Origin of the sequence: Halobellus sp. EA9 (genome assembly GCF_051195055.1) — an archaeon.
Lineage (GTDB): Archaea > Halobacteriota > Halobacteria > Halobacteriales > Haloferacaceae > Haloquadratum > Haloquadratum rubicundus.
In genome coordinates this window covers 425,354-450,112 of the sequence record NZ_JBNTJW010000001.1, presented here as the reverse complement: position 1 = coordinate 450,112, position 24,759 = coordinate 425,354, and the positions used below count along the sequence as shown (strand labels likewise).

28 protein-coding genes are annotated in these 24,759 nt (G+C 69.5%); 16 read left to right on the top strand and 12 right to left on the bottom strand.

Annotated features, from left to right (window positions below):
- Positions 1–105 precede the first annotated feature (105 nt).
- From ACQUQ0_RS02340 to ACQUQ0_RS02330, 3 genes are all read left to right on the top strand, one after another.
- Positions 106–294, top strand: coding sequence for a DUF7331 family protein (locus ACQUQ0_RS02340; RefSeq protein ID WP_372388063.1), 189 nt, complete (start codon positions 106–108; stop codon positions 292–294).
- A gap of 76 nt (positions 295–370) precedes the next feature.
- Positions 371–760, top strand: a complete 390-nt coding sequence (locus ACQUQ0_RS02335; RefSeq protein ID WP_435182908.1) for a DUF7322 domain-containing protein — start codon at positions 371–373, stop codon at positions 758–760.
- A gap of 25 nt (positions 761–785) precedes the next feature.
- Positions 786–1,319, top strand: a complete 534-nt coding sequence (locus ACQUQ0_RS02330) for a DUF7346 family protein (protein WP_435182907.1) — start codon at positions 786–788, stop codon at positions 1,317–1,319.
- A 7-nt stretch (positions 1,320–1,326) separates the two neighbouring features.
- Here the strand turns inward: ACQUQ0_RS02330 and pan1 are convergent, their stop codons facing one another.
- From pan1 to ACQUQ0_RS02315, 3 genes are all read right to left on the bottom strand, one after another.
- Positions 1,327–2,544, bottom strand: a complete 1,218-nt coding sequence (pan1, locus tag ACQUQ0_RS02325) for a proteasome-activating nucleotidase Pan1 (RefSeq protein ID WP_435182905.1) — start codon at positions 2,542–2,544, stop codon at positions 1,327–1,329.
- Positions 2,545–2,624: 80 nt separating this feature from the next.
- Positions 2,625–3,554 (bottom strand): alpha/beta fold hydrolase, encoded by a 930-nt coding sequence (locus ACQUQ0_RS02320; protein ID WP_435182904.1) that lies wholly within the window; start codon positions 3,552–3,554, stop codon positions 2,625–2,627.
- Positions 3,547–4,908, bottom strand: a complete 1,362-nt coding sequence (locus ACQUQ0_RS02315) for an FAD-dependent oxidoreductase (RefSeq protein ID WP_435182902.1) — start codon at positions 4,906–4,908, stop codon at positions 3,547–3,549. The genes ACQUQ0_RS02320 and ACQUQ0_RS02315 overlap by 8 nt, the downstream gene beginning before the upstream one ends.
- Positions 4,909–5,118: 210 nt before the next feature.
- Here ACQUQ0_RS02315 and ACQUQ0_RS02310 point away from each other — a divergent pair, with 210 nt between their 5' ends.
- Complete coding sequence (locus ACQUQ0_RS02310; protein WP_372388076.1) at positions 5,119–5,382, top strand: MarR family transcriptional regulator; 264 nt, start codon at positions 5,119–5,121, stop codon at positions 5,380–5,382.
- Positions 5,383–5,482: 100 nt separating this feature from the next.
- Here ACQUQ0_RS02310 and ACQUQ0_RS02305 read toward each other — a convergent pair whose 3' ends face one another.
- On the bottom strand, positions 5,483–5,761 hold the full coding sequence (locus ACQUQ0_RS02305) for a hypothetical protein (RefSeq protein WP_435182901.1): 279 nt from the start codon (positions 5,759–5,761) through the stop codon (positions 5,483–5,485).
- Between the two features lie 183 nt (positions 5,762–5,944).
- Here ACQUQ0_RS02305 and mre11 point away from each other — a divergent pair, with 183 nt between their 5' ends.
- From mre11 to nth, 3 genes are all read left to right on the top strand, one after another.
- On the top strand, positions 5,945–7,393 hold the full coding sequence (gene mre11, locus ACQUQ0_RS02300) for a DNA double-strand break repair protein Mre11 (RefSeq protein WP_435182900.1): 1,449 nt from the start codon (positions 5,945–5,947) through the stop codon (positions 7,391–7,393).
- Complete coding sequence (gene rad50, locus ACQUQ0_RS02295; RefSeq protein WP_435182898.1) at positions 7,394–10,093, top strand: DNA double-strand break repair ATPase Rad50; 2,700 nt, start codon at positions 7,394–7,396, stop codon at positions 10,091–10,093.
- 163 nt (positions 10,094–10,256) lie between these two features.
- Positions 10,257–10,943, top strand: a complete 687-nt coding sequence (gene nth, locus ACQUQ0_RS02290) for an endonuclease III (RefSeq protein ID WP_435182896.1) — start codon at positions 10,257–10,259, stop codon at positions 10,941–10,943.
- 50 nt (positions 10,944–10,993) lie between these two features.
- On the opposite strand, the gene ACQUQ0_RS02285 is transcribed toward nth, so the two are convergent.
- A complete protein-coding gene (locus tag ACQUQ0_RS02285) occupies positions 10,994–11,476 on the bottom strand; it encodes a DUF7321 family protein (protein WP_435182895.1) in 483 nt (160 codons plus the stop codon).
- Between the two features lie 102 nt (positions 11,477–11,578).
- On the opposite strand from ACQUQ0_RS02285, the gene ACQUQ0_RS02280 reads away from it, so the two are divergent.
- The 8 genes from ACQUQ0_RS02280 to ACQUQ0_RS02245 all read left to right on the top strand — a co-directional run bounded on the left by ACQUQ0_RS02280 (position 11,579) and on the right by ACQUQ0_RS02245 (position 16,722).
- On the top strand, positions 11,579–12,466 hold the full coding sequence (locus ACQUQ0_RS02280; protein ID WP_435182894.1) for a DUF7319 domain-containing protein: 888 nt from the start codon (positions 11,579–11,581) through the stop codon (positions 12,464–12,466).
- A 133-nt stretch (positions 12,467–12,599) separates the two neighbouring features.
- The gene (locus tag ACQUQ0_RS02275) at positions 12,600–13,286 is read left to right on the top strand and encodes a plastocyanin/azurin family copper-binding protein (protein WP_435182893.1); all 687 of its coding nucleotides are present in this window, start codon (positions 12,600–12,602) and stop codon (positions 13,284–13,286) included.
- Positions 13,286–13,672, top strand: a complete 387-nt coding sequence (locus tag ACQUQ0_RS02270) for a DUF7318 family protein (RefSeq protein ID WP_435182892.1) — start codon at positions 13,286–13,288, stop codon at positions 13,670–13,672. Before ACQUQ0_RS02275 ends, ACQUQ0_RS02270 begins: the two co-directional genes overlap by 1 nt.
- Before the next feature lie 3 nt (positions 13,673–13,675).
- The gene (locus ACQUQ0_RS02265) at positions 13,676–14,482 is read left to right on the top strand and encodes a cytochrome b (RefSeq protein ID WP_435182891.1); all 807 of its coding nucleotides are present in this window, start codon (positions 13,676–13,678) and stop codon (positions 14,480–14,482) included.
- 4 nt (positions 14,483–14,486) lie between these two features.
- Complete coding sequence (locus ACQUQ0_RS02260; RefSeq protein ID WP_435182889.1) at positions 14,487–15,263, top strand: cytochrome bc complex cytochrome b subunit; 777 nt, start codon at positions 14,487–14,489, stop codon at positions 15,261–15,263.
- A gap of 163 nt (positions 15,264–15,426) precedes the next feature.
- Complete coding sequence (locus ACQUQ0_RS02255; protein ID WP_435182888.1) at positions 15,427–15,903, top strand: DUF7315 family membrane protein; 477 nt, start codon at positions 15,427–15,429, stop codon at positions 15,901–15,903.
- A complete protein-coding gene (locus tag ACQUQ0_RS02250) occupies positions 15,896–16,171 on the top strand; it encodes a DUF7314 family protein (RefSeq protein ID WP_435182887.1) in 276 nt (91 codons plus the stop codon). The genes ACQUQ0_RS02255 and ACQUQ0_RS02250 overlap by 8 nt, the downstream gene beginning before the upstream one ends.
- A gap of 104 nt (positions 16,172–16,275) precedes the next feature.
- Positions 16,276–16,722, top strand: coding sequence for a DUF7313 family protein (locus ACQUQ0_RS02245; protein ID WP_435182886.1), 447 nt, complete (start codon positions 16,276–16,278; stop codon positions 16,720–16,722).
- Positions 16,723–16,856: 134 nt separating this feature from the next.
- On the opposite strand, the gene ACQUQ0_RS02240 is transcribed toward ACQUQ0_RS02245, so the two are convergent.
- The 7 genes from ACQUQ0_RS02240 to ACQUQ0_RS02210 form a co-directional block, all read right to left on the bottom strand.
- Positions 16,857–17,663 (bottom strand): NAD(+)/NADH kinase, encoded by an 807-nt coding sequence (locus ACQUQ0_RS02240; protein ID WP_435182885.1) that lies wholly within the window; start codon positions 17,661–17,663, stop codon positions 16,857–16,859.
- Between the two features lie 121 nt (positions 17,664–17,784).
- Positions 17,785–18,708 (bottom strand): alpha/beta fold hydrolase, encoded by a 924-nt coding sequence (locus ACQUQ0_RS02235; protein WP_435182884.1) that lies wholly within the window; start codon positions 18,706–18,708, stop codon positions 17,785–17,787.
- Between the two features lie 47 nt (positions 18,709–18,755).
- Positions 18,756–19,904, bottom strand: a complete 1,149-nt coding sequence (meaB, locus tag ACQUQ0_RS02230; RefSeq protein ID WP_435182883.1) for a methylmalonyl Co-A mutase-associated GTPase MeaB — start codon at positions 19,902–19,904, stop codon at positions 18,756–18,758.
- The gene (locus ACQUQ0_RS02225) at positions 19,904–20,335 is read right to left on the bottom strand and encodes a cobalamin B12-binding domain-containing protein (protein ID WP_372388103.1); all 432 of its coding nucleotides are present in this window, start codon (positions 20,333–20,335) and stop codon (positions 19,904–19,906) included. Before ACQUQ0_RS02225 ends, meaB begins: the two co-directional genes overlap by 1 nt.
- A gap of 49 nt (positions 20,336–20,384) precedes the next feature.
- On the bottom strand, positions 20,385–21,698 hold the full coding sequence (locus ACQUQ0_RS02220) for a GAF domain-containing protein (protein ID WP_435182882.1): 1,314 nt from the start codon (positions 21,696–21,698) through the stop codon (positions 20,385–20,387).
- A 229-nt stretch (positions 21,699–21,927) separates the two neighbouring features.
- Positions 21,928–23,781: a S9 family peptidase gene (locus ACQUQ0_RS02215; RefSeq protein ID WP_435182881.1), complete on the bottom strand. Its 1,854-nt coding sequence runs from the start codon at positions 23,779–23,781 to the stop codon at positions 21,928–21,930.
- An 84-nt stretch (positions 23,782–23,865) separates the two neighbouring features.
- Positions 23,866–24,123 (bottom strand): MTH865 family protein, encoded by a 258-nt coding sequence (locus tag ACQUQ0_RS02210; RefSeq protein ID WP_372388109.1) that lies wholly within the window; start codon positions 24,121–24,123, stop codon positions 23,866–23,868.
- 125 nt (positions 24,124–24,248) lie between these two features.
- Between ACQUQ0_RS02210 and ACQUQ0_RS02205 the strand changes: the two genes are divergently transcribed.
- The gene (locus tag ACQUQ0_RS02205; RefSeq protein ID WP_435182880.1) at positions 24,249–24,722 is read left to right on the top strand and encodes a pyridoxamine 5'-phosphate oxidase family protein; all 474 of its coding nucleotides are present in this window, start codon (positions 24,249–24,251) and stop codon (positions 24,720–24,722) included.
- Positions 24,723–24,759 lie beyond the last annotated feature (37 nt).

The window sequence follows — 24,759 nt, the reverse complement described above, 5'->3', positions numbered from 1 at the left end:
TTCGTGAGTCCCGAGTAAAAGCTTCGGCATTGCGCCCGGCCCGCTATCGCCTCCGAGAATTTGGGCGCAAGACATTTAGTATGGTACACCATACCAAAGACCGAGATGGTCGACCCTGCAGACTCCGAGCGGACGGATCGGTCGCCAGCCGCGCCGGCGCGGTTGGGCGAGGCTCGCGGACTCGACGGCGTCGAGTCCTACGAGGTCGACGAGGGGATCGTGTTCTACGATCCGCAGAACCCGCTCGCGTGGGTCGAAGCGGCCCGAACAGTGACGCTCACAGACCACTGCTGAAGCGGACGTCTTCTTCGATTCTTCACCCCGGAGCGAACCGCTTTTGCGACTGCCGAGCCTCGGTAGAGGCACCGTGTTGGACTCCGACGAGTGGCCCGACGAGCCGGACGAACCCGATCCCGAGGCCCGGTGGGGCAGCCCCGAGGACGACCTCGTCTCGGTCCCCGGGATCGACCTCCCCGGCGAGGACGCCGAGGACGCCGGCGCCGAGGTCGACAGCGACCTCGCGAAGTTCTTCTGGGTGACGGTGATCTACGCCAACGTCGCCGTCGCGGGCGTGAGCATCGGGCTGATGCTCGTCGGCTTCCGCGGCCAGGCCGTCTGGGGCGGGGGCGCCGTCGCCGTCGGGCTGTTCGCTCTCTACCGGACCTACGATCTCTATCGGACGTATCAGGACCACGTCGCCGCCGAGGAGTCGGAGGAAGCAGAAGGCACAGATTCGGAACCGAGCGAGCATAACGGATAAGCGCCCGCCGCGATTCCCCCGAGGTATGCAGACCGTCCGCGACGCGTCGGGCGACCGCTACCTCCTCGTGAAGCGCTCCGCGGAGTCGAGCCGGGTCCGCGATCCGAACACGGGAGAAGAGCGGTACCTCCCGAACGAGGAACTCTCCTTCGAGGGCGGCGAGGCGCCGCTCTCGGTCGCCGCGGCGGCCGTCTCCGAGCCGGTACGACGCGTCGTTTCCGCCGCCCACGACGACCGCTCGCTCGGCCTGCTCGTCGAGCTCGCGGACCGCGGGCCGCTCCCCGTCGTCGAACTGCTCGGCGCCTACGACCTCTGCGAGTCGGACCTCCACGGCCTGCTCTCGGAGTTCCGCGCCGCGGGGCTCGTCGCGGAGACGACCGTCCACGGCGAGCGCGGCTACGACGCGACCGAGACGACTCGCCGCGCCGTCGCGTCGCTCCGCGGGGGAAGCGAGGGCGACGAGCGTAGCGGAAGCGACGAGGACAGCGCGGTAAACGGAGACGGACGCGAGAACGCAGCCGAAGACGGAAACGGAAACGGAAACGAGAACGAAAACTGAGTGCCGATCAGGCGAACGCGCGGCTCGCCTCGCCGTCGGCGCTCGCGTCGGCCTGGATCTTCTCCCAGGCCTCGACGAAGTCGCCCATCCGGATCTCGGTCCTGTCGTCCCGGATGGCGAACATCCCCGCCTCGGTGCAGATCGCCTTGATGTCGGCCCCGGAGGCGTCGTCGGCCAGCTCGGCCAGCTGCTCGAAGTCGACGTCGTCGGCGACGTTCATGTCGCGGGTGTGGATCCGGAAGATGATCTCCCGGCCCTCCTGCTCGGGCTTGGGGACCTCGATGAGGCGGTCGAATCGCCCCGGCCGGAGGATCGCCTCGTCCAGCATGTCGAAGCGGTTCGTCGCGGCGATGATGCGGATGTCGCCCCGCTCGTCGAAGCCGTCCATCTCCGAGAGCAGCTGCATCATCGTGCGCTGGACCTCGGCGTCGCCGGAGGTCTTCGAGTCCGTCCGCTTGGAGGCGATCGCGTCGATCTCGTCGATGAAGAGGACGGCGGGCTCGTTCTCGCGGGCGACCTCGAAGAGGTCCCGGACGAGCTTCGCGCCCTCGCCGATGAACTTGTGGACGAGCTCGGAGCCGGCCATCTTGATGAACGTCGCGTCCGTCTGGTTCGCGACGGCCTTCGCGAGCATCGTCTTGCCCGTGCCCGGCGGGCCATAGAGGAGCACGCCCGACGGCGGCTGGATGCCGACCTGCTCGAACATCTCCGGCGATTCGAGCGGCATCTCGACGGTCTCGCGCACCTCCTGCATCTGCTCTTCGAGGCCGCCGATGTCGCCGTAGGTGACCTCGGGGCTGTGGTCGACCTGCATCACGCGGGCGCGGACGTCGGTCTCGTTGTCGAGGCGCTTGACCACCGAGAGGGAGTTGTTGACCGCGACGCGCGCGTCGGGTTCGAGGTCCTCGCGCATCTCGTCTGTGACCTCGGTGAGGGCCTCCTGATTGTTGCCGTGCTGCTTGATCACGACGCCGTCCTCGGTGATCTCCTGGACCGTCGCGACGAACAGCGGCGACTGCTTGAGCTTCTTGTTCTCGTGGGTGAGCCGTTCGAGTTTCTGCTGGTACTTGTTGTTCTCCGCGTTCGCGTCCAGCAGTTTGTCCCGCATCTCCTCGTTCTGGGACTCGAGGACGTCCAGCCGCTCTCTGAGCGCCTGGATCTTCTCCTGCTGCGACGCCGCCTCCTCGTCGTAAGGGAGTTCGACGTCGTCCACAGTGTCAGTCATCATCCTCCGTAGGTCACGGCTTCATAAGAGACTTCGGGTGAGAGAAGCGCTTTCACACCGCCCGAGGGCGCCCTCGCGGCTCACTCCAGGAAGTCACAGAGCAGATCGTTCACCCGCTCGTCGGCCTCGTGTTGCACCCAGTGGGTCGCGTCCGCGATCGGCTCGAACCGCCCGTTCGCACACCTCTCGGCGCTGTCTTCGGCCATCTCGGGATGGAGGTACGGATCCTCCAGCCCCCAGATCAGCATCGTCTCCGGCTCGACGGTCCAGGTCGGCGGCTCGGGGGCGTCCTCGCGGACGAGCGCCCGGTACCAGTTCACCATTCCGGTGAAGGCGCCCGGCCGGGACCACGCGCGCTTGTACCGATCGAGCGCCCGCTCGCCGAAGGTCTCGGGGCTGGTCGAGGTGTCAACGAACCACCGCAGCCCCCACCAGTCGCCGACGCGCCAGGTCCACTCGGGCACGCGCGGCAGCTGGAAGAAGAAGATGTACCAGCTCTTCAGCAGCTGGCTCGGCCGGCCGGGGAGGAACGCCTGGAAGACCGCGGGGTGCGGGACGTTCATCGTGACGGCCCGGTCGACCCGCTCGGGGTACCGAAGCAGGGTCTGCCAGACGACCGCGGCGCCCCAGTCGTGGCCGACGACCCGGGCGCGATCGTACCCGAAGGCGTCGAGCAGTCCGACCGCGTCCGCGGCCAGCTCGTCGATCGCGTACGCGGCGATCGCCCCCGGCTTGTCGCTGCGGTTGTAGCCGCGCTGGTCCGGCGCGATCACGCGGTAGCCGGCGTCGACGAGGGGCTCGATCTGCGCGCGCCAGCCGTACCAGAACTCCGGGAAGCCGTGGAACAGGAAGACCGGCGGCGCGTCGTCGTCGCCGGCGACGAGCGCGTGCAGTTCGATCCCGTTGGTCTCGACGCGCTCGAACGTCGCCGACGGCGGGAGGGCCTCCGGCGCCACCTCCCGCGAGTCGGTGCCGCGGCCCCGCGTGATCCCGCCGTCGGTCTCAGACATACTCCCTCACCTTCGCGCCGGCGACCCGGCCCACGACGCTCGGGCGCATCAGCGACGTCGGTGCCGTCTCCAGCCGCAGGACGCGCGTGAACGCCTCCGAGACGTGACCGTCCGTGTGCGCGGCGTCGACGACCCACGAGAGGTAGCGGTTGAGGAGGTCCGTGCCGGGCGGCTTCTCGCCCTCGGTCTCGGCGTACTCGAAGTCGGCGCCGACGGTCATCCGCCAGACGACGTCGACGGTGTCGGCGACGCGGTCGAAGAAGCGCGACTGGAGGTCCGACCGCCCGTTCGCGAGCGCGTGGTGTAGCTGGAGGGCGTCGAGCGCGGCCACCGACATCCCCTGGCCGTAGATCGGATTGAAGCTCGCGACCGCGTCGCCGGTGACCAAGAGCCCGTCTGGGAACCGATCGAGGTCCTCGTAGTACCGGCGCTTGCTGGCGGGGAACGGGTACTGGTGGATCTCCTCGCCGTCCCACTCGTGTTCGTCCAGGAGCTCACGGATCTCCGCCGTCGGCAGCGACGCCGCGAACTCCCGGAGGCCCGCGGGGTCGGTCGGCGGGTGGTCGCCGTGCCGGCCGAACACCGTCACGATCCACCGTTCGTCCTCTACGGGCACGGCGGTCCCGCCGCGGGTCGTCGGCGGCGAGGGGACGACCAGATACCCGCGGTCGTCGTCCGCCGGCCGCTCGACGGCGACCGTGCTGTACGCGAGGTCGACGCCGACGTCTTCGGTCTCCGGCGTCGGGTAGCCGTTCCGTTCGAGCCACGTCGGCGTCCGCGAGGTCCGGCCGGTCGCGTCGACCACGAGGTCGGCGGCCAGGGAGTCCTTTTCGTCGGCCGCGTCGACGAGCGTGACGCCGGTGACGGTCGACGCCTCGTCGTCGGAGCGGTAGCCCGTGACGTGGCACTCGCCCCGGAGCGTGACGTCGTCGCGCTCACGCATCCGCCGCCGCACGAGCAGTTCGAAGAGCGGCCGGCTCGCGCAGTAGAACGGCAGTTCGTGCGGAGACTCCGCGAGGAAGTCGCCCTGCTGGTAGAGGTCGAGCTTCTTCGAGGCGTCCATTATGACGCCGCCCTCCGCGAGCAGGTCGTCGCCGTAGCCGGGGAAGAGGTCTTCGAGCATCACCCGGCCGGGCTCCAAGAGCGCGTGGACGTGGTTCGCCTGCGGGACGCCCCGGCGCGCGACCCGCTCGTCGGGCAGCGGATCCCGATCCAAGACCGTCACCGACTCGAAGGCGTCCGCCAGGACGCGCCCCGCCAGGAGCCCGGCCATACTCGCGCCCACGACGACGGCGTGTCCGTCCCGCTCGGTCACGCGGTCGGCGTCGTAGCGCGCGACGTCGTCGAGCGTCATCGTCGCCCCCCGACGGGTCCGTCTCCCACCAGATCCGTTCTCCCGTACGCCCCGCCCGCTCTGCGCTGTGTTCCGAACATCGAGTGTGCCCCCGTTCGTGTTCGAAACTGTCGGGGGAGCGACCTTATGGATTGCCGTCAGTGTATGCGATTAGGTAATATATTGATACAGTAAATATTATTACTCTACATCCCGGAGTGGTGAACACGAATGAGCACGACAGAGGTACTCGCCCCCGAAGAGGAGTCGACCGACCGCTGGGAACCGGTCCGCGAGATGCCGCCGAGCGCGAAACTGGTCGCGAAGGTACTGGACTACAACGACACGCTGACGCAGACGCAGCTCGCCGAGGAGACGCTCCTGCCGCCGCGGACCGTCCGCTACGCCCTCACCCGGCTGGAGGACGCCGACGTCGTCGACTCGCGCTTTTCGTTCACCGACGCGCGAAAGCGGCTCTACACGCTGGAGATCTGACCCGTCGGGGACGCGTCCACCGCCCGGTCCGTTCCGCCCCCGCTCGGCCTCTTGACGACGCGAAGCTTCATACGTGATCCCGCGCCAGCCACGGCGTGACTCACCGTTCGCCGGCCACGTCCGCGTCCGCTCCCGGTCCCACTCCCCCTCCGGCCGCCCCCGCTTCTGCTCCCCCTCCGCCCGCCCGAACCGTCCGCCGGTCGCTCCGCGCGCTCGCCGACGGCTCCGCCACCGAGACGTCCGTTTCGGACCCCGAGAGCGTCGTCGCCGACGCCGAAGCGGCCGTCGACTGCGCCCGCGAGGCGGCGTCGTACGTCGCGGACGGTCGGCTCCGGCGACTCGATGCAGCCGTCGGGGCGGCCGAGTCGCGCGGCGCCACCGACCTGGCGCGTCGCGGCCGGCGGGCCCGGCGGATCCTTCGCCGACTCCGCGCCGCGATGGTCGGCTCCCCCGACGGAACCGGTGCCAACGCCGCCGCTGACGCCGACGCGGACTCCCACCGCGGCCACTTCCGCCCCGCTCGCGGAACCGTTTTAGGCCGCAGCGGTCAACGTCCGCCCAGATGACACGGGTGATCCACACCGGCGACACCCACCTGGGGTACCAGCAGTACCACTCTCCCGAGCGCCGGCGGGACTTCCTCGACGCGTTCGAGCAGGTGATCGACGACGCCGTCGCGGGCGACGTCGACGCCGTGGTCCACGCCGGCGACCTGTTCCACGACCGCCGGCCGGAGCTGCGAGACCTGCTGGGGACGATCCGCGTGCTGCGTCGCCTCCGCGACGCGGGCGTCCCGTTCCTCGCGGTCGTCGGCAACCACGAGGCGACGCGCGGCGGCCAGTGGCTCGACCTCTTCGAGAGCCTCGACCTCGCCGAGCGCCTCGGCGCCGAGCCGCGGACCGTCGGCGACACGGCCTTCTACGGCCTCGATCACGTCCCCGAGTCCCGGCGCGCCGACCTCGACTACGACTTCGAGCCGCAAGACGCCGCCCACGCGGCCCTCGTGAGCCACGGCCTATTCACTCCCTTCGCGCACGCCAACTGGGAGACCGAGACCGTCCTCGACCGCTCGAACGTCGACTTCGACGCGGTCCTCCTGGGCGACAACCACGCGCCGGGCACAGAGATCGTCGACGGGGCGTGGGTCACCTACTGCGGATCGACCGAGCGCACGAGCGCCGCCGAGGAGGAAGCGCGCGGGTACAACCTCGTGACGTTCGGCGCGGACGACACCGACGGCGCCGAGGCGGCCGATTCCGAGACCGCAGACGGAGCGAGCGCCGCGGTCGACATCCGCCGCCGGACGCTCGATACGCGACCCTTTGTCTTCGTCAGCGTCGAACTGCGCGAGGGCGAGGGGAGCGACCGCGTCCACGAGCAGCTCCGCCAGCGCGACGTCGAGGACGCGGTCGTCGTCGTCGAGGTGACCGGCGAGGGCGACCCGGTGACGCCCGCCTCGATCGAGGAGTCGCTGGCCGACCGGGGCGCGCTCGTCGCCCGCGTCACCGACCGCCGCGAGGGGGACATCGAGGCCTCGATCGACGTCTCCTTCGCCGATCCCGACGCCGCCGTCGACGAGCGCGTCCGCGACCTGGGGCTCTCGGCCGCCGCTCTCGACGTCGAGGAGACCATCCGCGCGGACGCGGTCGCGGACTCGAACGTCCGCGAGGCCGTGGAGTCGCGGGTGACGGACCTCCTCGACGAGGGGAACGAGGCGTTCGCGCCCGCCGAGCGCGACGGCGAATCCGAGAGCGAACGCGGCGGCGACGCGCCCGCCGAGCGCGACGGCGACGAATCGGCCGCGGACGAACCGACCGGAGACGAACTGACCTCCACCGACACCGGGGAGGACGCGACCGAAGCGGACGCGGCCGAAGACGCGGGAGAGACCAGCGCGTCCGCCGAAGAGGACGGCGAGAGCGGTGCCGCGGACGAGGCCGAGAGCTCCGACGACGGGGACGACGACGAACCGACGCCGGCCGACACCCAGGTCACGATGGAGGACTTCTAGATGCGCTTCGAGCACATTTCCTTACAGAACTTCAAGCCCTACGCCGACGCCGACCTCGACCTCCGGGACGGCGTCACGGTCATCCACGGCCTGAACGGCAGCGGCAAGTCCTCCCTGCTGGAGGCGTGTTTCTTCGCGCTCTACGGCGCCCGCGCGCTCGACGAGACGCTCGACGACGTCGTGACGACCGGCGAGGACGAGGCCGCGGTGACGCTGTCGTTCGTCCACGAGGGCGCGTCCTACCGGGTCGAGCGGCGGCTTCGCCGTTCGGGCGAGCGGATGCAGACCGCGTCGTGTACGCTCTCGGGGCCGGACGCCGAGATCGACGGCGCCACAGACGTCCGCGCGTTCGTCACGGACCTGCTCCGGATGGACGCCGAGGCGTTCGTCAACTGCGCGTACGTCCGCCAGGGCGAGGTGAACAAGCTCATCAACGCCACGCCCGCCCAGCGCCAGGACACCATCGACGACCTCCTCCAGCTCGGGAAACTGGAGGAGTACCGCGAGCGCGCCGGCCAGGCGCGCCTCGGCGTCGAGGACGTCCTCTCGGAAAAGCGCGGCGCGCTCTCGAAGCTCGACTCCCAGATCGAGGAGAAGGAAGACGCCGGGCTCCACGAGCGGCTGAACGAGCTCGAAACCGAACTCGGCGAGGTGGACGACGAGATCGAGCGCTTCGAGGAGAACGAGGCCCGCGCGGAGGAGACGCTCGCGGAGGCCGAAGACGTCCTCGACTCCTACGAGGAGACGAAGGCGAAGATCGACGACGTCGAGGCCGACATCAGGGAGTTAGAAGAGACGATCCGCGAGGACGAGTCGACGCGCGAGGAGCTCCGCGAGGCGGTCGTCGAGCGCCGCGAGCGGATCGACGACCTCGAAGCGACGCTCGAATCGGCCGTCGACGCGACCGACCTCGACGCGAGCGGCCCCGCGGCCCTCGACGACGACGCTCTCGAAGCGCGTCGCGAGGAGCTCGACTCGGCCGAAGAGGAGGTCCGCGAGGACCTCCAGGAGGCCCGCCAGCGCGAGACGATGCTGTCGAACCAGGCCGAGAAACTGCGCGAGCGGGCCGCGGAGTTCGAGTCGCGGGCCGAGGAGGCACGCGAGCGCGCCGCGGAGGCCGATTCGAGCGCCGCGGACGCGGAGGAGCGCGCCGAAGCGCGGCGAGAGGAGCGCGCCGACGTCGACGACGAGATCGAATCGCTCCGCGAGCGGTTCGAGAACGCGCCGGCGGAGCCGGGCGATGCGGACGAGCACCGCGAGTCGGTGCAGGCCGACCTCCGGGAGGTGCGCGACGAGATCGCCGACGCGCGCGCGGAGATGGAATCCGTCCGCGAGCGCCTCGACGAGGCGACGGCCCTGCGCGAGGAGGGCAAATGTCCCGAGTGCGGCCAGCCGGTCGAGGGATCGCCCCACGTCGACGCCATCGGCGAGTACGAGGCGCGGATCGAGGAGTTAGAGGCCGCCCTCGACGACCTCCGCGAGCGCCGCGACGAGCTCGAATCGCGGCTGGAGACCGCCGAGGCGCTCGTCGAGGCCGAGACGCGACTGGGGAACCTCCGGGAGAAGCGCTCGCTGCTCGAAGACAGCGTCGCGGACGCCGAGTCGACGGCCGAAGAGCGCCGCGAGGAGGCCGCGTCCCTGCGCGAAGACGCCGCGGAGTTCGAGTCGCAGGCCGAAGAGAAGCGCGAGGCCGCCGAGTCGCAGGCGGAGGCGGCCGCGGACGCCGCCGAGCGAGTCGCGGACCTGGAGGAGCAGCTCGACGGCGTCGAGGCCGCCCGCGAGCGACTCGACCGGGTCGAGACGCTCCGGGAGCAGATCGTGGAGCTGGAATCCGAGATCGAAACGCGCCGGGAGCGCCGCGAGACGATCGCGGACCGGAACGACGAGCGCCGGGAGTACCTCCAGGAGAAGCGCGAGCGCCGCGACGAGCTCGCCGAGGCCGTCGACGAGTCGCGCGTCGAGACGGCCAGAGAGAACAAACAGGAGGCCGAGACCTACCTGGAGAACGTCGAGGTGAAGCTCGAGGAACTCCGCGAGCGGCGCGATGAACTCCAGAACGACATCGGGAGCGTGAAGGGCGAGCTCTCCCAGCTCGAATCCCTGCGCGAGGACCGCGAGCGGGTCCGCGAGCGCGTCGCTGACCTGGAGTCGCTCCACGAGGAGGTGTCGACGCTCGAATCGACCTACAGCGACCTCCGCGCCGAGCTGCGGAAGCGGAACGTCGAGACCCTCGAACGGATGCTCAACGAGACGTTCGACCTCGTCTACGGCAACGACGCCTACTCGCGGATCCGCCTCGACGACGAGTACGACCTCACGGTCTTCCAGAAGGACGGGACGGCGCTCGAACCCGAACAGCTCTCCGGGGGAGAGCGGGCGCTGTTCAATCTCTCGCTCCGGTGTGCGATCTACCGCCTGCTCGCCGAGGGCATCGAGGGCGCGGCGCCGATGCCGCCGCTGATCCTCGACGAGCCGACCGTCTTCCTCGATTCGGGGCACGTCTCCCGGCTGGTCGACCTCGTCGAGGAGATGCGCAGCCTCGGGGTGAAGCAGATCCTGATCGTGAGCCACGACGACGAGCTCGTCGCGGCCGCCGACGACCTCGTCACCGTCGAGAAGGACCCCACGAGCAACCGCTCGTCGGTCGATCGCGTCGACGACGCGTCGCTCGCGGCGGTTGCCGCCGAGTCCGACGACTGATAGTGATTACTTTCACTGTTTACCGCCGAACGCCACCCCCCGGTAACGGCGTTCGGCGGTAAGAGACGAGAGTAATCACTATGAGGGCGTCTCTCGGCGTCCCCGCCGCCGACCGTCCGCCCGAAGCCGAACCACTCAACACCGACGGCTCCGAGGGGCGCGTATGGGCACGCCGCTCGACGACCGCGAGGAACAGGCCGCCGCGGTGCTCGACCGCCTCTACGAGGAGTACCCGGACTCGACGATCTCGCTGAACTTCGCCGATCGACTGGAACTGCTCGTCGCCGTCGTGCTCTCGGCGCAGTGTACCGACGAGCGCGTGAACGAGGTCACCGAAGACCTCTTCGAGAAGTACCAGTCGCCCGAAGACTACGCCGCGGCCGACGAGGAGGAGCTCGCCGAGGACATCTACGGGATCACCTTCCACAACAACAAGGCCGGCTACCTCAAGTCGATCGGCGAGACGCTCGTCGAAGAACACGACGGCGAGGTGCCGGATACGATGAGCGCCCTCACCGACCTCTCGGGCGTCGGCCGCAAGACCGCCAACGTCGTCCTCCAGCACGGCCACGACGTCGTCGAGGGGATCGTCGTCGACACACACGTCCAGCGGATCGCGCGGCGGCTCGGCATCGCCGACGAGGAGCGCCCCGAGAAGATCGAACAGGAGCTGATGGAGCTGGTCCCGGAATCCGACTGGCAGCAGTTCACGCACCTGTTCATCAGCCACGGTCGCGCGGTCTGTACGGCCCGGAACCCCGACTGCGAGGAGTGCGTGCTCGAAGACGTCTGTCCCTCCTCGAAGCTCGACAGCGACGTCGACCTCGCGTCCGGCGAGGCGTGGGGGTAGGGGAGGCCGCGTCTCCCCGCCGCGTCCCCGCGCCGGCGGCCGCGCGCCGCTCACCCGAGCACGTAGCGGAGCACGAACCGATACAGTCCGAGGAGCCACGCGAGGAGCCAGAAGAGGACGTAGCCGAAGACGCCGGCGCGGAGCCGGCCGCGCCAGGCGCTCATATTCGGGTGGAGCTCGTCGATGTCGATCTCCTGGTCGGGGTCGTCGTAGAGGTCGGCCTCGCGTTTCACCTGGAGGATCCGCACGATGCCCGTCAGCGCGAACACGAGCAGGGCGTACGCCTGCAGGCCCAAGAGCGCGTGCAGGACCGCCACCCCGGTCAGCTGATCGAGCAGCCGCGGCACCATCCACGACGCCACCGGAACGGTGGTGAGGACGAGCCCCGGCACGATGATCTTCAGGTGGTAGACGAGGACGTCCCAGGTCACCGTCTCGGCGTCGATCATCACCCACGCGCCGTAGAGGTAAAACGGGAGACTCGCCGTGACCATCAGCGCGGCGACCGTCGCGATGGCCGAGTCGGATACCATCGACCGCGCTACGGACCGGCGGCGGGTAAAGTGCCCGACTCGCGTGCGGTCGCACTCCGGCGAACCGTTACCCTAAGGAGCCTGCCGCGCCAAGGTCCGACGATGACGGAGCCCTCAGAGGAGTCGTACGCGACGGACCGCCGCGCCGACGCGGTGGCCGCCGGCGACTCCGACGCCGACACCGACGGTTCAGACGCTGGCCCGTCCGCCCCCGAGTCAGACGACCTCGAGGCGCTCCGGAGGGAGGTCGAAGAGACCTACGACTTCGACGACTTCGGCCCCGCCGAGATGGCCGAGATGAGCCTCGAAGAGTGGGAGGCGGCGTTCGATCCCGACACCTGGATCGTCGGCGAGGAGCTCCTCGACCGGGTCGAACAGGAGCTCGAAGCGCGGGTCGCGATCCGCGAGATCTTCGCGGTCATAGAGCGCATCACCGAGGGCGAAGACCGCGTCGTCGCCTACTCCGACGAGGGGTACGCGGTCATCTACGACGACGGCAGCGTCGAGGGCGAGGGCACGGTCCTCCGGGACGTCAAGCCCACCGTCGCGCTCTGTTCGATGTCCGACTACGAGCTGATGGACGCGCCCGAGGACGCCTCGCTTCCCGAGCCCGAGGAGGTCGTCGAGGGAAGCGGCGAGTTCGGCAATCTGATGCTCCAGATCGTCGCGGGCGTCCAGATCCTCGTCGGCGTCGGAATCCTGATCGCGTGGCTGGCCCTCCCGTCTCTGTCGACGGTCGTCGCACCGATCGCCTCGTTCGGCTTCCTCGTGATCGGCGCCTTCCTCTTTTTCGTCGTCGCGAACGCACGGCTCTCCGATCGCTTCCGGACCGAGGAGTTCCGGGCCCGGCTTCGCGCGCTCGACGCCGCGGACGACGAGCCGCCGGAGGCCGTCGCCGAGGTGATGCCCGACGCCGGTGCCGAGACCGACGCCGCCGTCGACTCCGCGGCGAGCGGGAACGGAACCGAGACCGACCGAACTGACGGGTGACGACGCCCAGGCGCGTCTCCGACTGCCTCTGCGCCAAACCGCCGGGAGGACGCCCGACGACCCCGCTGCGGGGATCGCGGCCTCACGGGGGAGTCGGTGGGTTTAAGCGCGTTCCATCCTGAGACTGACGTGTATGAAGAGGCGGGACTTTCTGCGAGCAGCAAGCGTCCCTGCTGCCGCCGCGACGGCCTCTGCCGCCGCCGGTACCGGCGCTGCCCAGGAGACGGAGGGCGGCACCGACACCGGCACGGCGACCGGGACCAGTACCGGGACCCCGATGGGTACTGGGACGAGTACCGGCACCGGAACAGGCACTTCGGGCGGCTCCGGCGGTGGCGGAGGACCGACCGTCACGGTCACCGTCGGCCCCGGCGGCTCCCTGGTGTTCGAGCCGGGGACGAGCGAGCCGCTCCAGATCGCCCCGGGCACGACGGTCAAGTTCGTCTGGGATTCAGACAACCACAACATCGTCGTCAGCAGTCAGCCCGAGGGCGCCAACTGGCAGGGAACCCCGGGCGGGGAAGCCAAACTGTACAACACCGGCTACACCTACACTCACACCTTCGAGACGCTCGGCACCTACGAGTACTACTGCGCGCCGCATCAGAGCGCGGGGATGGTCGGCACTATCGAGGTCGTCGAGAATCCCAACGCTGGCGGCGGTGGCGGCAAGAAGGAACTCCACTCGTTCGGCGTCCCGATCCACGCCCACTGGGTCGGCGCCGCGACGATCCTCGCGATCCTCGTGACCGTGATCTTCACGTTCTACGTCCTGAAGTACGGTGAGTCACCACACACCGGCACCGGGAGGAACGGATAATGTCATCGAGCGGCAGCACCTACGGCGACATCCATCGGTACGAACCGGCCCGCGAGAGCACGGCGGCCGCGATCGCGATCGTCCTCCTGACGATCATCGAGGTCGTCTTCGTGTTCCTGTTCACATACGGCCTGCTGTCCGGCTGGGGCCTGAGCGAGACCGGGAACATGTATCTCGGCGCCGTCCTGGCCGTCATCTTCATCGACTTGGCGTTCATACTGGCGCTGTACCGCAAGGAGTTCCTGCCGGACGTCATAATCGTGAAGAAGCGGCGCCGTAAGTACGAAGACCTCTACATTCGGGAGGAAGACGTCGACGGAACGCCGTTCGCCGACGGCGCGTGGGACCAAGTCAAGCGCGCGATCTACCCGTACTACAAGCGATAACCAATGAGCCTCGAAAAGAAAGACGAATACGACCACAAAGGCTGGATGAAGGAGAAGGATCTGACTCCCGTGGAGTCGACCTTCCTCACCACTCTCATCTGGCTGGACAAGCGGTTCCGCATCGTCGACTACCTGGAGCTCTTGGAGACCCTCTACTACCGGGTCAACCTCCAGATGCCGAAGAGCCACACCGAGCAGTACAACCTCGACAACAAGTTCTGGTACTGGTACCCGCTGTACACGCTGGGGCTGTTCTCGACGCTGGCGTACGTCGTCGCCGCCATCTCCGGTGCGCTGTTGGGCTTCTACTACAGCCCCTCGGCGGCCGCAGGATCGGAGGCGGCGGGGACCGTCGCCTACGAGAGCATCGCGTTCATCATGCGCGACCTCCAGTTCGGGTTTATGCTCCGCTCCATCCACCGGTGGGCGGCGCAGGTGATGGTCGCCGCGGTGTTCCTGCACATGCTCCGCGTGTACTTCACCGGCGCCTACAAGGAGCCCCGCGAGCTCAACTGGCTGATCGGCATCGTCCTGATCAGCCTGACGATGGTGTTCGGGTACACCGGATACCTGCTCCCGTGGGACCAGCTCGCCTTCTGGGCGGGCCAGATCGGCGTCGAGATGTCGCTGTCGATCCCACTCATCGGCGAGTGGGTCGCCCAGCTGCTCTTCGGCGGTTTCTCACTGAGTCAGGCGACGTTGCAACGGATGTACATCATCCACGTGTTCCTGCTCCCGTTCGTGGTGACGACGCTCATCGCGATCCACATCGGCATCGTCTGGGTGCAGGGCATCGCAGAACCCCACTAGACCAATGACCGACGACACCACCTCCGAGACCGACTCCGACGACGACGTTCGCGCAGACGGCAGCGGCATCGTCGCACCGGACGACGAGACCCCGACGTGGCGCGAGCGCAAGACCCGCGCCCAGGGGCTCTCGCGGCTCACCTACGAGTACTTCGAGCGCGCCCGCCGGGAAGACCAAGACCTCCGCCAGGAATCCGACTACGTCGAGCGCGACGTGCTCGCGTTTCCGACGTGGCCCCACGAGGTCATCCGCAACCTCTCCATCGCGAGCTTCTTCGTCGGGATGCTGCTGTTCCTGGCGGCGACACTGCCGCCCCACATCGGCGCGCCGGCGAACCCGTCGAGCACGCCCGCGATCATCCTGCCGGACTGGTACCTCTACTGGTCGTTCGGCCTCCTCAAGCTCGGACCGCTGAACCCCGAACTGGCGATCCTGGGCGGAAAGAAGCTGATGGCCGACCGGACCTACGGCGTCCTCGCGAACCTCGTCGTCGTCGGGATCGTCGCCATCGTGCCCTTCCTCAACAAGGGCAGCGCGCGCCGGCCGGTCGAACAGCCGTTCTGGGCGGCCGTCGGCGTCGGCGGCGTCATCTTCGCGTTCACGATCAGCGTTTACTCCGCGAAGAATCTGCTCCCGATGAACGTCCACCTGGCGTTCGACCTGACGTTCATCCTCCCGCTCGTCGGCGGGTTCGTTACCTGGGCGGTCCTGAAGACGATGCGCGAGGGGTATATGTACGACCTCAACCGCCGGTACTACCGGCTCCGGCCGCCGAAGTAACCGGACTTCAGTCGTCCCTGGCTCCGCTCCGGCCGCCGATCCGAGGCCGACGCTGACGACCCCACGGACTCGTTTCCGTCGTTCTCCTGTTTCTCCCGATCGCGGTCGCGTTCCGAGGACGCACACGGAAAGGTCCATTTCGCTCCCGTCCGTAGCGCCCACAATGACCGATGGAGACGCGGCCGGCGCGGGCACGGGCGCCGTCGATCGCCCCGACGCCGCGGCGGCCGAGACGGCGGAGTCGGGGGCGGACGCGGGCAGCACAGAGCCGAACGGAGCGGACGCCGAGGGAGCGACGGGGACCGGCGTCCGCGGCCGCGACGTCGTCGTTCCGATGCCGCTGTACAAGGTCGTGACCGTGTTCTCGACGCTCATCGCGGTCGTGAGCGTCGTGTTCGGGTTTATGCTCCTCGACGCCGCGACGCTGAACGTGAGCTTCCTCGGCAACGCTATCCGCGGGCTGCTCGCGTTCGTCGGTCTCGCCGTCGCCGACGGGATCCTGAGCACGGTCCTGGCGGCGCTCGGGCTCGGCATCATCGCGTTCGGTGCCGGGGTGTACGTCCTCGGGACGCGGTTCCGCGCCCGCGGAATGGGAAAGTCTCAAGAGGACTCCGGCGAAGCTTCGAACAACGATGGCTGACGAGTTCGTCAAGGGTCTGAGCATCTTCACCGGCGCGGGGCTCGCGTGGATGGTCCTCGCCGGCTGGTACCGTACGCCGAGCTTCGAGAGCAGTCAACAGCTCGTCGCCCCCCTGTCGCTCGGCGACTCCGCGACGATGTTCGATACGCTGGGGGTGCTGCTGATGGACGTGTTCTTCTGGTTCGCGATCATCGGCGCGCTGACCTTCTGGGTCGGCATCCCGGCCGTCCGGCAGGCCCGCGAAGCGATCGAAGAGCGCGCGCAGTAGCTCGCGGTCCGACCCCACGTCCCGACCGCCGACGCGCCGTCAGTCGCCGCGATTCCCGCACCGGATTGGAAAAACTCTAATGACTCCTGTGCCCACGTTCTGATATGCAACCGCTACAGTTCCTCGTCCCGATCGACGCACTGGAGTCGATCGATGGACTCCTCCCGACCGTCGTCTTCGCGCTGGTGGTTCTCAACGTCCTCACGCGGCTGCTCCAGCACAACCGCCACGAGCGGCAGGCCGAGGAGGGCGACGACGAGGCGATCTCCCGGTGGCTCCCGCATACGGCAACCACGCTGGCGATGGTGTTCGCGTCGCTCCTCTATATGATCGTCGCGCCCCACGGCGGAATGGTGATGTCGGTGCTGGTGCTCGGGGTGTTCGTCACGGACTTCTTCGAGTTCGAGTCCCGCAAGGTCGAAGCCCGCTCGAAGAGCAAGGACCTCGAAAGGCCGACGGCGGCGATCGGCGCGTCGATCTTCGCACTCCTGTACGCCAGCTATCAGAGCGTCTTCTTCCTGATCGCGCCGATCTGGAACTCGATCGTCTGAGCGGCCACACGGCCGTCGATCTCTCGGCGGAGTTCTCTCCCGCCGAGCGGCGTCTCATAGTGATTCCCCTCACTGCTTACCGGCGAATACCATCCCCGGTGACGGCGTTCAGGGGTGAGAGACGAGAGCAATCACTATCGCTCCGCACTCGCGCCGGAGTCGGTCTCTGTCGCCGGACCGAACGTCTGCGGCGCGGCGATCGACAGCCTCCCCGCGACGGTGATCGAGATCGGGACCGCGGCGGGGACCGTCCGCGCGACCGCGTCGTCGAGCAGGAGCGACACCGCCGCCTCGTCGCGCTCGACCGACAGCGAGACCGGGGGCCGGAGCACCCACGTGTCGGCGTGCATCGCGTACGGGGAGATCGGCACGGCCGTCAGCCCCGTCTCGGGCGCGAGCAGCGGCCCATCCACGGCGTGCGCGTAGCCCTCGCTCCCGAGGGGCGTGGCGACGACGATCCCGTCGGCCCTGACGGTCTCGCTCCAGCCGTCCGACGCGACGCCGTACTCGGAGATGCGCGCGGGCTCTGCGGTCACGAGCGACACGTCCGCGAGCGCCGCGCCGACCGGCTCGCCGTCGACCGCGACGCCGAGGACGGGGTGAGGCGCGGTCTCGTACGCATCCGTCGCGACGGCGTCGATCGCGGCGTCCACCTCGGCCGTCGACGCGTCGTAGCGTCCCGCACCGGCGTCGACGACGACGACGGGACAGGCCGGCGGATCGGCCGCCAGCGCGAGAAGCGACGCCTCGCCGACGGCGAAGACGGCGTCGGCGTCGGTGGTGTCGACGCTGGCAGTGTCGGTGCCCGCGTCACGGCTCGGGGCCGACACCCGTTCGACGTCGACGCCGTCGCGCTCGGTCGCCCGCCTTTCGACGGCGTCGGCGGTCACGTCGGAGTCGTCGGCGTCAACGACGAGCACGGACAGGGACGCACCGCTCACGGCTCTGCCTCCGTTCGCGGTCGCGGGCGCGCCGGCTCGGCTTCGGGCATACCCGCCGATAGACCGCTCCCGGAAAAAGACCCAGCGGTTCGCGCCGCTCCGGAGGGTCGACTCTCGGCGCTCACTGCCCGACGGCGTCGCGGACGACGTCGAGCGACGCCGCGGGGAACTCCACGTGCGGGAGGAGCTTTGCGTCGTCGACGACGACCAGCCGGCAGTCCGCAGCCGCCGCCAAGTCTCGGCCGCGCTTCAGCGGCGTGATCTCCGCCTCGCGGCCCCACAGCAGCGTCACGTGGGCGTCGACGTCGGCGAGCGCCTCCCCGAGGTCGAACTCGGCGTTGAGGAAGCCGCTGACAAACGACGCCGGCGCGTACCGCGCGTTCGGCTGGTGGGCGGTCCGCCACTCGTAGTCCATCCACTCCTCGCTCACCTTCCCCATATCGTAGTAGCCGTGGTCGGCGTTGAAATAGCGGATCGAGGGCTTCGAGCCGAGCAGATTGAACAGCGCCTCGCCGAGGACCGGCGAGCGGAGGAGCTCGCGGGCGAGGAGGTTCCGGTCCGGGCCGCCGCGCTCCGTCGGACAGATCAGGACGACGGACGCGAGATCGAGGTCGTCCGCGGCGTCGACGAGGTACGCGCCCGTCAGCGACGAGGCGACGACCGCGGGCGTATCGAACTCGGCGACGAAGTCGCGGACGAACTCCTCGTACAGCGTCGCCGAGTAGCGGAGCGGCGGCCGCTCGGAGGTCCCGAAGCCCGGGAGGTCCGGCGCGACGACGTGGTAGTCCTCGGACAGGTCGTCGAAAATTTCGCGGAACTCCCCGTTCGAGCCGGCGGCGTTGATCCCGTGGAGCAACACGAGGTCGGGGGTCTCGGGGTCGCCCGCCTCCGCGTACTGCACGTCGAAGCCGTTCCACTCGAACGTCCGCTGGGACCCGGAGAGCGCCGGCTCCAGCGGCGGGGTCCGGTTCCGAATCGCGGCGTTGGCGAGCGCGATCGCGCCGGTCCCGGCGATCGCGGCACCGACGACCGATCTGAGTTTCATACCGGATCACAGTGTCGCGAGACGCTTGAGGCTGCTGGCGCCGTCCGTCACTCGCTTTCGGGGTCGCCGCCGTCGCCCGATCCGTCGTCGTCCGATTTCACGCACTCCCGGATCGGCTCGACGACCGCGTCGGCGACGGTGTAGGGATCGGTCTCGCGGGCCTGGACGCGCTCGGCGAGAGCGTCGAGGCCGCCCCGTCGCGCCAGTTCGGCCTCCGCGAGCTCGGTGAGGTCGCTCCGGACGAGCCGGCGGATCTCCGCGCCGTGTCGCTGCCGCGCCTTCGCCTCGCGCGCGCCGGACTCGCGGAGCCAGGCGTCGTGTCCGTCGAGCGCGTCGAGGAGGTCGTCGACGCCCTCGCCGGTCGTCGCGACCGTCTCGACGATCCGCGGGTCCCACTCGGCCGTCGCGTCGGAACCGTCTTCGCGGGTCGCCGGATCGGCACCGCTCGCCATCCCGGGGCCGTGGTGGCCGCTCTGCGCGGATCCAGCGTCGCCCGCCGAGCGCTGGCGGTGGAGCATTTCCTCCAGTTCGGCGACGGTGCGGGCGGCCCCGTCTATGTCGGCCTTGTTGACGACGAAGACGTCGCCGATCTCCAGGATCCCGGCCTTCAGCATCTGGACGTCGTCGCCGCTGCCGGGCTGGACGAGCACGGCGACGGTGTCGGCGGTCCGGACGATGTCGACCTCGCTCTGTCCGGCGCCGACGGTCTCGACGACGACGACGTCCTTGCCGAAGGCGTCGAGCGCCGTGATCGCCTCGGTCGTCGCGGTCGAGAGGCCGCCGAGCCGCCCGCGCGCGCTCATCGACCGGACGAAGACGTCCATGTCGCCGCTCGATGCGCCCATCCGGATCCGGTCGCCGAGGACCGAGCCGCCCGAGTACGGCGAGGAGGGGTCGACGGCGACGACTCCCACGGTCTGGCCCTGGTCGCGGTACGCCCGCGCGAGCTTGTCGACGAGCGTCGACTTCCCCGCGCCGGGGCTGCCGGTGACGCCGACGACGGCGGCGTCGCCGGCGTGGCCGTGGAGCCGGGCGACGAGGTCGCGGTGGCCCGGCGCGCGGTTCTCGATCAGGGTGATCGCTCGCGCCAGCGCGCGGTGCTCGCCGGCGAGCAGCCGCTCTACCAGCCGCTCGATCCGCGCCTCGGTGGCGTCGGGGTCCGCGACGTCCTCGCCTTCGGGGTCGTCTCCGCCCATCACTCGCGCTCGGGGGCGTGCTCGCGCACGAACTCGATCGTCTCTTCCATCGGCGTCCCGGGGCCGAAGATCGCGGCGACGCCCATCTCCCGGAGCCCCTCGCGGTCCTCCTCGGGAATGATGCCGCCGACGATCAACAGCGTGTCCGCGAAGGCGCCGTACTCCTCCAGCCCGTCGACGACCTTCGGCACGAGGGTGTTGTGCGCGCCCGAGAGGATCGAGATCCCGAGCACGTCGACGTCCTCCTGGACGGCGGCCTGGACGATCTCCTCGGGCGAGCGGTGCAGGCCGGAGTACACCACCTCGAACCCGGCGTCCCGGAACGCGCGGGCGATGACGTGGGCGCCCCGGTCGTGCCCGTCGAGACCGACCTTCGCGATGAGACAGCGGATCGGGCGGCTCCGCCCGCCGTGTTCGGCGTCGGCGCTCATACCTCGCCGTTCGGCCGCCCCGGGTTTGGATCTACCGGCGCAGCCGCTCTCAGCCGAAGTATCCCGGCACGGAGCCGTCGTCCGCGGGATCGACGTAGATCCCGTAGGCGCACTCGTCGCTGCCGGGCGGCGAGACGGCGACGACGTGCAGCGCGAAGGTCCCCACGCCGCCGGCCGCGGTCGAGCGTTCGACGACGCCCGTCGAGACGCCCGCGGTCCCGAGCGCGGCCTCGAACTGTTCGGTCTCCGACACGTCGGCGACGTCGGCGAGCGGCCGGCCGCTCCGGACCGTCCCGAACTGCTCGTCGTAGGCGCCGTTTACCTCCTCGACCCGAAGCTCGCCGTCGCGTCGCTCCACGTAGACCGCCGGCGCGGGCAGGCCGTCGAAGAAGGCGTGGAGCCGGTCGCGCTCGCGCCGCAGCGTCACCTCCCGTTCGATCCGTTCGAGCGCCTCGCGGGCGTAGCCGGCGAGGATCTCGACGAACTCCAGGTCGCTCTCGTCGAAGGCGGCGCGCGCCCCGCTCGCGACCTGAATCACGCCGCGGCCGTCGATCGGGACGCTGATGCCGGCGTGGAGTTCGTCGGTCTGCGGCCGGGCGTCCTCGACGGACTGGAGATCCGAGACGATCTCCGACTCGCCGCTGCGGAGCGTCCGCCCGGCGATTCCCTCGTCGACGCCGAGCGGCCGCACCGACGCGTCCGGGAGCGACGTCGCCCGCGGGAGCAGGCGGTCTCCCTCCAGCAGATAGATGACCGCGTAGTCGTACGCCAGCGCCTGGGTCGTCGCGTCGAGGGTCCGCTCGACCACGGCGCCGACGGTCTCGCAGGCGGTGATGTCCTCGGCGAAGTGACTCAGCGCCGTCAGCCGCGCGTTCGACTCCCGGAGGTGGCTCGTCCGCTTCGCGGCCCCGACCTCGGCGCGGACGCGCTCTACGAGCTCTCTGATCGTCGACTCGGTCGGGCCGCTCGTCTCGACGGTCTCGACGAACGGCGGCTCGTAGACCACCGTCGGCACCGCGTCGTCCTCGATGAGCGAGCGGATCAGCGCCCGATCGTCGCCGAGGACGACGACGCAGTCGAGGGTCGGCCCCAGTTCCTCGACGTACTCGACGGCGGTGTCGCGGCAGCGGACGACGACCTCGACCGAGAGCTCCTCCTCCAGCGTCTCGACCACCACCTCCGCGTTGGCGTCTATCTCGCCGTCCCCGTCGAACTGCCAGCCGTCGCCCCCCGGCTCGGCCTCTGTGCCCCCCCTCGTCCACTCCCCTCCGGAGTCGCGTTCGACCTCGTCGGATCCACCGTCGGTCGCGTCGCCGATGGACGTGACGAGGAGAACGCGTCCGCCTGCGGGGTCCCCCGACATACACTCCAAGGTGGCACGTCAACGCTTTAAGAGGTTCGGTCGGCTGACTGTTCCTCCGGAACGAGACGTGTTCCCACGGCACACCTGCCGTCCCTCGGTCCGGGGCGCCGCTTCGCACGGTCCGAGGTGAAGCGGGCGATTCGTCTGATTTCCGGGAAGTTCCGCGGATCGAACCGTGCTCGTCGCGGGGTTCGAGGGCCGTCGTGTGTCCCGGCACCCGACGCCGTCGTCACACGTGCTCATCGAGGAAGTCGACGACCGCGCCGTAGGCCTCGATGCGGTTCTCCAGCTTCGAGATGCCGTGGCCCTCGTCCTCGAAGATGAGCTCCCGGACGGGGACGTGCTCGCGGGCGGCCTCGACGAGCTGGTGGGCCTCCGAGACCGGCACCCGCGGGTCGTTCGCGCCGTGGAGCACGAACAGCGGCGCGCGGATCTCCTCGATCCGGTTGAGCGGCGAGATTGATTCGAGGAACTCCCGGTCCTCTTCGAGGGAGCCGTACTCGGCCTCGCGGAGCTCGCGCCGCCACTCGCCGGTGTTCTCTAAGAACGTCACGAAGTTCGCGATGCCGACGACGTCGACGCCGGCGGCCCACAGGTCCGGGTACTCGGTCATCGACGCGAGCACCATAAAGCCGCCGTAGGAGCCGCCCATCGCGACGACGCGGTCGGGGTCGATCGCGGGGTGGTCCACGAGCCACTCGACGCCCGCCTCGATGTCCCGCACCGAGTCCATCCGCTTTTCGACGTCGTCGAGGTGGCCGTAGGCCTTCCCGTAGCCCGCCGAGCCGCGGACGTTCGGCTCGAAGACGGCGTAGCCGTTCGCGAGGAAGTACTGCGTGACCGCGCTGAACGAGGGGCGGCGCTGGGACTCGGGGCCGCCGTGGATGTCGACGATCACCGGCGTCTCGCCCGCGCTCGTGTCGGACTCGGGGAGGGAGAAGAACGCCGGGATGTCGCGGCCGTCGAACGTCGGGTAGTGGACGAGTTCGGGCTCGACGAAGGTGTCCCGCGGGATGCCCGCGGTGGCGGCCTGGGTCCAGCGCTCGGCCGGGAGCCGGAGCCCGTCGGCCGCTTCGACCGCCGTCTCCGCCCCCGTATCGATCACGTAGACGTTCGCCGGGTCGCCCCGCCGGGTCACCGTCACGGCGAATCGCTCGCCGCCCTCGTCGAAGGCGACGCCGCCCACGACGCCCTCGGGGAGATCCGGCGCCGGCCGCTCGTCGATCTTGGGGCCCGATTCCGATCCCGCGGGCGCGACGAGGTCGCCGACGGTGAGTTCGGTGTAGCCGTCGACGTTCGTCGAGTAGACGACTCTTCCGTTCCGGTCGTCGACGGCGACGCCGTCGATCTCCCAGTCGGCGTCGCTCGCGACGAGCGCGAACTCGCCCGTCTCGACCTCGACGGACCACAGATCGAGGGTGTCGCTGTCGCGGTCGGAGACGAGGTAGAGCCGCTCGCCGTCGGGGCCCCACTCGGCGCTCTGAAAACGGACGGTCCCCTCGTGGGGCGTCAGGTGGGTCAGCTCGCCCGTCCGGAGGTCACAGACGGAGACGTTCTGGTCGAAGTTCGAGTACGCCTCCGCGACGATGAGCCGCGAGTCGTCGGGCGAGAAGCCGCCGACGGTCAGCCAGCCGTCGCCCTCGGCGACCAGTTCGGCGTCCTCGCCGACCTCGTCGCGGCCCTGCACGTAGACGTCGAAGACGGACTCGTCGCGGCGGTTCGACGCGAACGCGAAGCGCTCGCCGTCGTGGCTCCACCCGCCCCAGCGGTGCTTCGCGTCCGGGTGGGCGGTGAGGTTCGTGATCGACCCGTCGCGGAGGTCGTACCGGAACAGCTGCGCCCGTTCGTTGCCGCCCTCGTCCATCCCGAAGACGAACTCCTCGCGCGTGGGCGACCACGAGACGAAGGTGACGCGCTCTTCGAAGAACGTCCGCTGTTCGGGCCAGCCGCCGGGCTCGGTCGTCGTCCAGACCTGCGGGACGCCCGTCGTGTCCATCAGAAACCCCAGGCGCTCGCCGTCGGGGGCGAACGAGGCGCCGTAGGCGCTCCGGACGTTGAGATACCGCTCGATGTCGTGGGCCATACCGCCGGCTACGCCCCGGGAGACCAAAGCGTTCGGGTCCGCCCTCGACCCGCGCGGCGGGTCGGTCGCCGTCGGGCGGTCGGCTCAGATCATCCCTTCGGCCTTGAGCCCCTCGATGACGTCGTCGACGAGCGACTCGACGTCGTTGTAGGGAAAGTCCTGGTGCGAGCCGAGCTTCGCCGCCATCTCCATCGCGGTGAGGGTCACGTCGCCGGCCTCGAACTTCGTCCCGGGGCCGTCCGGGAGCGTCGGGACGAGGTCCATCTGACTGCTGACCGGGAAGTCGGCGCCACTGAACGCGTCTGTGAACTGCTGGCGGAGTTCCGCCTCGACGTCTGCCATAGCCGTGAGGTGCCACAGGACCCGCAAAAACGTTCCGGAACCACCGCAAACGCGTTGAGAGTTGCTCTTCGGGGCCGAGTCCGTGAGCCGTGGTTTTCTTGCCGCTCGGGGTCCAACGAGGACCGATGCCAGAGGCCGAGGTCGGCGTCGAGATGACAGACGAGGAGATCACGGCGTTCCTCACGCGGCAGGGACACGGCGTGCTCTCGTTCGCCGGCGAGGAGCCGTACAGTCTCCCGATCTCCTTCGGCTACGACGTCTTAGAGAACCGCTGTATCTTCCAGCTCGTCTTCCACGACGAGAGCACGAAGCGCGAACGGATCGCGTCCTCGTCCCGCGTCACCCTCGTCTCCTACGAGTGGCGCGGCCCCGACGACTGGCGGAGCGTCATCATCGACGGCGACCTCCGCTGGATCGACGACGAATCGCCGGAGGTCCTCGACGCCTCGGAGGTATTCGCGGAGTACGCCTCGCTGGCGGGCCTCGCCGTCTTCGACCGCCCGACGCCCGACCTCGATCCCGAGTGGTACGAACTGGAGATCGAATCGATGAGCGGCCGGCACGCGCCGGCGGTGGCGTCGATCGACGCGATCGAGTGACCGCTCGCGGCCGCTGTGGCCCCCGCGCGGGCAGACA